The 8141-nt window shown below is 42.2% G+C and carries 9 protein-coding genes; 5 read left to right on the forward strand and 4 right to left on the reverse strand.

What is annotated here, in order from left to right; translation table 11 throughout:
* Window positions 1-969: AMP-binding protein (locus IQR33_RS32680; RefSeq protein ID WP_228013821.1), on the reverse strand; the 969-nt coding region annotated here is incomplete at its 3' end.
* A gap of 222 nt (window positions 970-1191) precedes the next feature.
* Between IQR33_RS32680 and phhA the strand changes: the two genes are divergently transcribed.
* On the forward strand, window positions 1192-1986 hold the full coding sequence (phhA, locus tag IQR33_RS09165; protein ID WP_053350625.1) for a phenylalanine 4-monooxygenase: 795 nt from the start codon (window positions 1192-1194) through the stop codon (window positions 1984-1986).
* Window positions 1976-2314, forward strand: coding sequence for a 4a-hydroxytetrahydrobiopterin dehydratase (locus IQR33_RS09170; RefSeq protein ID WP_053303750.1), 339 nt, complete (start codon window positions 1976-1978; stop codon window positions 2312-2314). The genes phhA and IQR33_RS09170 overlap by 11 nt, the downstream gene beginning before the upstream one ends.
* 70 nt (window positions 2315-2384) lie before the next feature.
* Here IQR33_RS09170 and IQR33_RS09175 read toward each other — a convergent pair whose 3' ends face one another.
* Window positions 2385-4154: a choice-of-anchor I family protein gene (locus IQR33_RS09175; RefSeq protein WP_064354605.1), complete on the reverse strand. Its 1770-nt coding sequence runs from the start codon at window positions 4152-4154 to the stop codon at window positions 2385-2387.
* Between the two features lie 199 nt (window positions 4155-4353).
* Here IQR33_RS09175 and IQR33_RS09180 point away from each other — a divergent pair, with 199 nt between their 5' ends.
* Complete coding sequence (locus tag IQR33_RS09180; RefSeq protein ID WP_017634382.1) at window positions 4354-4698, forward strand: HopJ type III effector protein; 345 nt, start codon at window positions 4354-4356, stop codon at window positions 4696-4698.
* A 38-nt stretch (window positions 4699-4736) separates the two neighbouring features.
* Here IQR33_RS09180 and IQR33_RS09185 read toward each other — a convergent pair whose 3' ends face one another.
* Window positions 4737-5045, reverse strand: a complete 309-nt coding sequence (locus tag IQR33_RS09185) for a cysteine-rich CWC family protein (protein WP_080276966.1) — start codon at window positions 5043-5045, stop codon at window positions 4737-4739.
* A 144-nt stretch (window positions 5046-5189) separates the two neighbouring features.
* On the opposite strand from IQR33_RS09185, the gene IQR33_RS09190 reads away from it, so the two are divergent.
* Window positions 5190-5405 (forward strand): DUF3820 family protein, encoded by a 216-nt coding sequence (locus tag IQR33_RS09190; RefSeq protein WP_005375557.1) that lies wholly within the window; start codon window positions 5190-5192, stop codon window positions 5403-5405.
* 40 nt (window positions 5406-5445) lie between these two features.
* On the forward strand, window positions 5446-5691 hold the full coding sequence (locus IQR33_RS09195; RefSeq protein WP_005375556.1) for a hypothetical protein: 246 nt from the start codon (window positions 5446-5448) through the stop codon (window positions 5689-5691).
* A 240-nt stretch (window positions 5692-5931) separates the two neighbouring features.
* Here the strand turns inward: IQR33_RS09195 and IQR33_RS09200 are convergent, their stop codons facing one another.
* Window positions 5932-7326: a BspA family leucine-rich repeat surface protein gene (locus IQR33_RS09200; protein ID WP_053303747.1), complete on the reverse strand. Its 1395-nt coding sequence runs from the start codon at window positions 7324-7326 to the stop codon at window positions 5932-5934.
* Window positions 7327-8141: the final 815 nt, after the last annotated feature.

Raw genomic sequence — 8141 nt, forward strand, 5'->3', positions numbered from 1 at the left:
GCAGGTCGTGTAATAAAACACTCGGTCGTTCGGTTGGATATCGCAATGCAGTTGATGCTCTTTCAAGTGATTAAGCACCGTTCCGCCGACGGAATGAACGATGCATTTCGGTTTGCCTGTTGTGCCTGAAGAATAGAGCACAAATAGCGGATCGTTAAAATTCACACGAGTAAAAGTCAGCGCTTCGGGGGTGTATTGATTCAGGACATTTTGCCAATCTTGGGTGCAGACATCGCATTCAAAAATGTGTGGTTTAAGGTAGCTAATTTGGCAAACTTGTTTAAGACCATCAAGATGATCCGCAATATGCTGGTTTTTCTTAGACATATCGAAAGTTTTGCCATTGAATGTATAGCCATCACAAGTAAACAGGATTTTGGGTTTCACTTGACCAAAGCGCTCCAAAACGCTTTCGACGCCAAAATCAGGTGAGGTGGAAGTCCAGGTCGCCCCTAAACTGGTGGTTGCTAGCATAGCTATTACCGTTTGAGGTAGGTGAGGTAAATAACCAGCGACGACATCACCTTGCTTAATTCCACATTCTTTCAACCATTGCTGCACACTCGAAACTTCTTCGCACAATTGTTTCCAGGTGTAGGTCTGTTTTTCTTCACGTTCATTTTCAAACCAAATCGCGAGATCATCGGGTTGGTGACACGCGTAGGTTAGCAAATTTTCGGCGTAGTTAATTTGCGCGTTTGGGAACCATTTTATATCCCTATTTTCAACAGGTTGCTGCCAGCGACTTTCTGCTCGCTCTTTTATGGTCTCTCCCTGAGTGCCAATGACGTCGCAGAATAGCCAAACTTCCTGCCAAAATTTTTCTACATGATCGAGTGACCATTGATGCAGATCAGCGAAGCTTTCAAGGGTATTTCCTTGTCGATTAATGTGTTCAATAAACTGTGTAATGTTGGCTTCTTCGATACGACTTTCGCTCGGTTGCCATACTTTGCTGCTCTCGCGCATAGGTCCCTCTATAACAAAGTGATAACAGGTTTTAGTTTGAGAGGAATACACGATAAAGTCAAACAAGCCAGATATTATATCGTGTCATAAAAATCATGCAGTTACGATGAGTTGTAAACAATATGTTACATCGGGATGATGCTGAGAAAATCGCGCAGGGATTGGAAGCTCTTAAGACTACAGATAGGCTTAATGTAAAGGATTTGTTAATGGAGATGAGCCATGACCCAGTATCGTTCTAAACCCGTAAACCAGGAAGGCAGGGTTGAATGGAGCCGTGAAGAAGACGCCATTTGGCGAGATTTGGTAACACGACAAATGGGTGTGATCCAAAACAGAGCTTGTGAGGCTTATTTACACGGTTTGACGCTGCTTGATTTACCTCAAGACCGCGTTCCTCAGTTACCAGAAATTAATCGTGTCTTGATGGAGACAACAGGTTGGCAAGTGGAGCCCGTTCCCGCGCTTATTGATTTCGACCGATTTTTTAATCTACTCGGTAATAAGCGCTTTCCAGTCGCCACATTCTTGCGTACAAGAGATGAGTTCGATTACTTACAGGAGCCAGATTTCTTCCACGAAATATTTGGTCATTGCGCGATGTTAACCAACCCAGACTTTGCTGCATTTACCGAGCATTATGGTCAACTAGGGCAAGCCGCTACCCCAAAACAAAGAGCCTATCTCGCTCGCCTCTACTGGTTTACCGTAGAGTTTGGCTTGGTGAAAGAAGGGGACAAAACCAAAATTTACGGTGGTGGTATTCTTTCATCTCCTGGCGAAACCCTCTACGCATTAGAGAGTGATGTAGCAATTCGCGACCCATTTGAATTACAAACAGTGCTGAGAACGCCTTATCGTATCGACATCATGCAACCGAAGTACTACGTGATTGATGACTTTTCTCAGCTCTTTAAAATTAGTCAGTTAAATTTATTGAAACAAGCCGATCTAGCGATTGAAGCTGGACTGCTTCCTCCACTTTTTGAACCAAAGGAACCTGCTCATGTTGAATGAACAAAAATGCGAAGCTTGTAGTATCGATGCCATTGCACTAAGCAAAGAAGAACAACAATCTCTGCTGCTGCAATTGTCTGATTGGCAGATCATTGAAAGAGAAGACATACCTCAACTAGAAAAGGTGTATAAATTTAAGAACTTCAAACAAGCATGGGCTTTCAGTAACAAAATCGCGGAACTGGCAGAAGATGAGTTCCACCATCCCTCTATTTTGTTGGAATGGGGTAAGGTTACCGTAACGTGGTGGAGTCACTCTATCAAAGGTCTGCATAAAAACGATTTTATCTGCGCATCAAAGTGTGACTCGCTAGCATCGGCAGAGTAGGACATTACCTCATACAAAAAACGCCCGGCTTATGTCGGGCGTTTTGGTTCTAAATGACTTTTACATTACTTTATAGATTGATTCGGAAGACGGATGTCGTGCCCGATACCTCATTGCCAACGACGATAAAATGACCACCGTTACGGGTAAAGTAATTAATGGACTCTGGACCTAAATCGCCTGCTTTTGGATTGTATGTGTCATTCATGCATTCGCCATCTTCGACTTCTGTACATACTGGCTGATTGTAATCACGGCGGCTTACGTAATGCATAAACTGCGCTTGTTTCGGGTCTGTGATGTCATAAATCATGATACCGCCTTGACGCTCCAAGCCGATAAACGCGTAATGACGACCGTTAATTTGTGCTACTTCAATCGCCTCTGGCTCAATACCTTTATCATCACTTCGGTCATCGCCACTATTATTGTTATCGTTGGTGCTGTTGAAGTTCTTGCCTTCATTCAGCAGCGCGATAGTCGCGAAATCGTCACCACTATCGAAGACCAACTTGCCGTTTTCATCCCAAATCGAAAATGAACGCGCGCCAAATGATTGAACATTCTCTTGTGCAGAAAGCGTTTGTTCCGGCTTAATCACTTTTAAACGCGCGAGTTGTTTGTTGTCTTTTAGTGCCTCTGCCAATGGGTGTTCTGCTGCCACTTTCAGCTTCTTACCGCGCACTTCATCAATATGGCTTAAACAGGTTCCTTGCTCAGATGTATATTCATCTGTACCGAGGTAATCGTCTTCATCCCACATAAAGCCAGCTTTGTCGCACAGTTCTTGAGTGGTTTTGAATCCGTACTCACGCCCGTCGCCTTCATTTGCCGATACGATGTAAGTACTCCCATTCACTGAGTAGCTGTCGATAGTGTCAGGCATAAATAAGCCAACCAGTTGTGGGTAGCTTTTCAAGTTCCCAAGGATTTTGTCTTTGTTGGATGCATCGAGTTTAGCGCCCGACCAAGACTTCTCACCCAAGCCAACAATTCGCTCTACTGATTTGCTCTCTGGATTGACGATTGCCATGGCGTTATTTTCTTGTAGCGCGACATAGATTTTGCCGTTATCTGCAAAAGTGAGGTATTCCGGCTCTAGATCTTGTGCGATGGTGGCGTTTGCCCCCGAAATACGCACATTCTTTGGAAGCTCTGCTTTTCGTGAATCATCAAATTCGTTAAAGCCAATTTGTGACACTTCTGCTTGAGTAACACCAAGGCTCAGATCGATCAAAGTGATACTACCTTCAGGGTCAATGCTGTAATCGCTGTTTGGTTCTCCTTCATTAGCGGTTGCGATGTATCGGCCATCTTTCGAGAAGTCAACCATGTCTGGCAATGCGCCTGTTGGAAACGTCATGACTAATGACAAATCGTCGGAGCGGTACAAGCCAACAATACCATTCGCTTGTTTATTACTGTTTTCAATCGCAACAGCTACCAAACCATTGAATACAGCGACACTGTTTGCTGCGCCAATTTCAATGCCCGCTGCTTCGCCAGCGCTGTTGAGATCAATGAATGCGCTTTGCGTTGGTACGCCGTTGTCATCCATAGAAAGTACATCGATACGTTTTGCTTGAGCATTCACCACATAGAGCTTATCTGTACAGGCGTCATAACTCACGATTTCAGCTGCCGATGTATCGAATGGAGCATCAGCAACGGATGTCCCGATAAACGTTAACCCTTGAATTGAAGTTTCCCCAGTAACGGGCGCAGTGGTAGGTTTGCATTGTGTAGCGAATGAAGCCACGGTATCTTCGGGTTGTGATGAACACGCGATGGCAAGTGATGACAATGCGAGTGCACCGATTGCCTTTAAAGGGGTGATCATGATATCTCCTTATCAATCCGATAGGTTGTCAATCAGCATGGGTTTTATGCTGCTGTCCATTTCCGCAACTGGAATGATAGAGCGCTGAATGACGTGTGATTTGGTAAGGCTCTGAATATATGTATGATTGATGACTCTTATATTGGCTTTTTATGAAACTAATGTGTCATCAATATGATGAAGTAGGGATAGAGGAATAATGGAATTAAAATCGTTTTTAGATTTATTGGCAGCGTCACCAGAGCAGGTCGAATTTGAAGCAACGATGGCGGTGATCGAAGATAACTATACGTTTGAGCCAACCGCTTTTGTAAATGGTGAGACACAAAACAATGCAGGCGAGAACAACGGTTCGTGTAAGATCTTCGCTTTCGGTTTGCTAAACAACCTAGACAAAGAAGCGACGCTAGCCTGCTTTGGCCGTTTTTATCGTGAAGATGTATTGCAGTATCCAGAGAACAGCGATCACCAGAATATTCGTAATTTTATGGTGACAGGGTGGGAAGGCATTAAGTTTGAAGCGTCCGCTTTAACCGCTAAATAAACACCAGTCAGAAAACGATGATCAGTAAGCCAGTCGTATTACGCGACTGGCTTTTTTTCTAGACATTTTCGGCACAAACACAGCTGGTTGGCGCTTGGCTTGGGTAAATCACGGGTTTCTATAGTAAAGCACCAGCATGTCTCTTTGCCTGCGGCGATATCACAATGGGCTTGAGTCCCGCACTCAGGACAACTGTGCGTTGAATCTTCTCCTGCGATTTGTTCGATAATCGCATCTCGTTGGAGATCGGTTTTGTCTTTCCATTGGATGATTTCATCCATCGTTCGGTGACAACCAGAGCATATTCCGGCGTTATTTTTACATGCAGCTCGACAAGGTGACTTCATTGCTTTCTCGTTCTCATTTTTTATGCCGCGTACTCTAGCATAAAGCGAGTCAAGGCCGCCAAAAATAAACGTGACTGCGATTTGCTGGTGAGGAGGGAGAACCAGTGTTACCCTTGGACGAGTTACCTTAACTCTCTGTCACTTATGTTAGAAAAAGAAAACCTCATTAAACTCGCTAGAATGCAAATGCCATTTGGGAAATATGCAGGGCGAGTGTTAATCGACCTGCCTGAAGAATACTTACTGTGGTTTGATAAAAAGGGCTGGCCAAGCGGCGAGCTAGGGGATTTGCTCAAGCTATGTTTAGCGCTCAAAATTGAAGGCTTAGATAGTGTCGTGAAGCCTTTGAAGCGTATGTAACTAGCCACAGAAACTCCCACTCTTAATGAAAAGACTTATTATGAATTTTGATATCGATGCACTGAAACATCACCAATTGGTCGAAGATGGTAAACTAGAGGGATGTTACATTCATCAGCCAGCTCAAGGTAGCCAACACAATGACAAAGCTGTTTTGGCAGAGCGCCAAGCGTTGGAAAAGTTGGGATATAAGGTAATACAGGTTAAAGCTAAAGGCGGGACAACAACGTTTGCTGAGGCGATGCAAAAGCTTGCGAAGGAAACTGGTCACCTGCCTAAGGAGTAAGTGAGTGTAACCTGCCACAGCCTTACAAGTTCTCCCACCAGACTATTTTTTCATTCAAAAGAGCCAGACCGTTAGGCTGACTCTTTTTGGGCCATTCAGTCCTAGCACTGTATCCTTTTGGTGTGTGTACCAATTAGATTATACCGTTTACAATTGAGAACGCTTATTTAGAGAAATAAGTATCCACGCAAATGTACATGCTTTATCAGTGATTTAACTATAGGAAATCTAGAGAAAGGATTAAAGAGTAGATTCTTCAGGATCTGCGTATAAAATAGAATCAAGAGCCCAATCGGATAAATCATAAGAGAAGGACTCTGTACCATGAAGCATTCCCCACATTGAGTTAATATTTCTTATATCCCAATTGCTTATGTCCTGATTAAAAGATTTGGCTCCGTAGAACATAATATAAGTACTATTCACTCCAGTAACATCCCAGTTGGAGATGTCTTGATTAAAATTCTCTGCTTGATAAAACATACCTTTCATGTAGTGCACAGAACCCGTGTTCCAAGATGAGATATCTCCATTAAATTTACTCGCTCCATGAAACATATACGACATATATCGTACACTAGTTGTATCCCATTCTGATAAGTCTTGGTTGAATTTTCTCGCCAGATAAAACATGTAGGACATATTTTCAACATTACTTACATCCCAGAGATTTATGCTATGATCGAATGATACAGCATTAGCAAACATACCTTCCATAGTCTTGACTTTGCTTACATTCCAGCTTGAGATATCCTGATCGAAAGACTTTGCCTTAGCAAACATTCCATTCATATCCTCAACCTTGCCAACGTTCCAGTTTGAAATATCTTGGTTAAAAGAGCTAGCACCACCGAACATAGTTCTCATATTGGTCACATTGGAGACATTCCATTTTGATAGGTCTTGATTAAAAGAGTCTGCTTTCCAAAACATTCCCGCCATGTTGGTTACATTACTAACATCCCAATTAGAAATATCCTGGTTAAAGGAATGCATTTCATAAAAAAGCTTACTCATATCTGTTATTTCAGAAGTATCAACGTTTGATATATCCTCCTTGAAGTAGAGCATCGCCTTAATATCATCGACAGTAACCTTCATTGGAAGAAATTTGGGTCTATGCTCATCCGTCAGCGCTGAAGTCATTTCATCATCATCGTAATTGAAAGTCATATAGTTGGCCACATTCAAGACATTCCAAGCACTCAAGTCCTGATTAAAGGTCCTAGCCGCAAAGAACATGGCTGTCATATCCGTCACATTACTAACATTCCACCCCGATATGTTCTGGTTGAAAGAATGAGTATGGCTAAACATATTGGTCATATTGGTAACGTTACTAACATCCCATCCAGAGATATCCTGATTAAACGCTTTAGCATCATGAAACATATAGGACATGTTAGTAACGTTACTAACATCCCATCTAGAGATATCTTGGTTAAATGTATGCCTATGAGCAAAAAGTCTACTCATATCTTTAATTTTAGAAACATCTACCTGAGTTACATCTCTACCTGCTTTGATCATTTCAACCAATTCTTGCCGCATAAGCGGATGTGTTGGGGTAGCTTCTTTTTCGCAGCCTGCCAGTAAAAATAATCCTATCAAAAGAATTGGCTGTAACTTCTGCATTATCTTCCCTTATTCAATAAAACTTAACCTGTTGTATATTATGTCTATTCTACTATAAAAAACAGACGAAGCTTTCCATATACAAGGTGCCCCTCTAAATTTTAGTTGACCACTACAACACAACTGTTCAGCATATGTTTTATTTTTAAACTCCATATCAGCAATGGCTAACATACTTACAGTATCTGTTTATATTAGCCTCAATGTTGTTTCTAATGACTTATCCCCAATCATCAAATGAATGATTGGTACGTTCACGTCATTATGTTCCAGTCATACTGCAAAAGTGCTTCTACCGATTAGTATGCTAGGATGCTCACCATCTTTTAACCGCAAAGAATTTTGTTAACTGTCCATTCTTCTTCACAATATCACGAACTTGGATGCGGTATATCTCTAGTGTTGTCATTCCACTATCCAAGAATAACCTCATTAGACAAGCATTTAGCTCTGGTATTTAGGTAATGACCTTGAAGAGTCAAGCTTTGCCTTTATCCTCGGTGAGCGTGGGTAGTGCCATGTGTGTTATTTCCTGTTTTACATCAAGAAACACACACGCTAGCAGTGGCAAGCTAAGAAATCAGTGATCTAGATATTGGTGTGATTGGCTTTAAGGGAAAACTGAATGATTGTCATTGCTCATTCATTTGCAATGAATAAAAATTTTTTATAGGCCAAAATTAAGTAACGTCAGGCGGAGCATGTGAACTAAAACGCTAATAAGATGGTACGCCCCACACCTGCACTACACTCAGCTATGTCGCTGAATATTGGGAGGTGCCATCATGTCGGCAATCAAAGTTATTGGAATCGAT

It is taken from the genome of Vibrio sp. OPT46, assembly GCF_015163535.1.
Taxonomy (GTDB): domain Bacteria; phylum Pseudomonadota; class Gammaproteobacteria; order Enterobacterales; family Vibrionaceae; genus Vibrio; species Vibrio alginolyticus.

Bases quoted from the DNA above. Each gene is read 5' to 3' on its own strand.
- IQR33_RS09175 (WP_064354605.1), bottom strand. From the start codon at position 4,154: ATGATCACCCCTTTAAAGGCAATCGGTGCACTCGCATTGTCATCACTT.
- IQR33_RS09170 (WP_053303750.1), top strand. From the start codon at position 1,976: ATGTTGAATGAACAAAAATGCGAAGCTTGTAGTATCGATGCCATTGCA.
- IQR33_RS09190 (WP_005375557.1), top strand. From the start codon at position 5,190: ATGTTAGAAAAAGAAAACCTCATTAAACTCGCTAGAATGCAAATGCCA.
- IQR33_RS09185 (WP_080276966.1), bottom strand. From the start codon at position 5,045: ATGAAGTCACCTTGTCGAGCTGCATGTAAAAATAACGCCGGAATATGC.
- IQR33_RS09200 (WP_053303747.1), bottom strand. From the start codon at position 7,326: ATGCAGAAGTTACAGCCAATTCTTTTGATAGGATTATTTTTACTGGCA.
- IQR33_RS09180 (WP_017634382.1), top strand. From the start codon at position 4,354: ATGGAATTAAAATCGTTTTTAGATTTATTGGCAGCGTCACCAGAGCAG.
- phhA (WP_053350625.1), top strand. From the start codon at position 1,192: ATGACCCAGTATCGTTCTAAACCCGTAAACCAGGAAGGCAGGGTTGAA.
- IQR33_RS09195 (WP_005375556.1), top strand. From the start codon at position 5,446: ATGAATTTTGATATCGATGCACTGAAACATCACCAATTGGTCGAAGAT.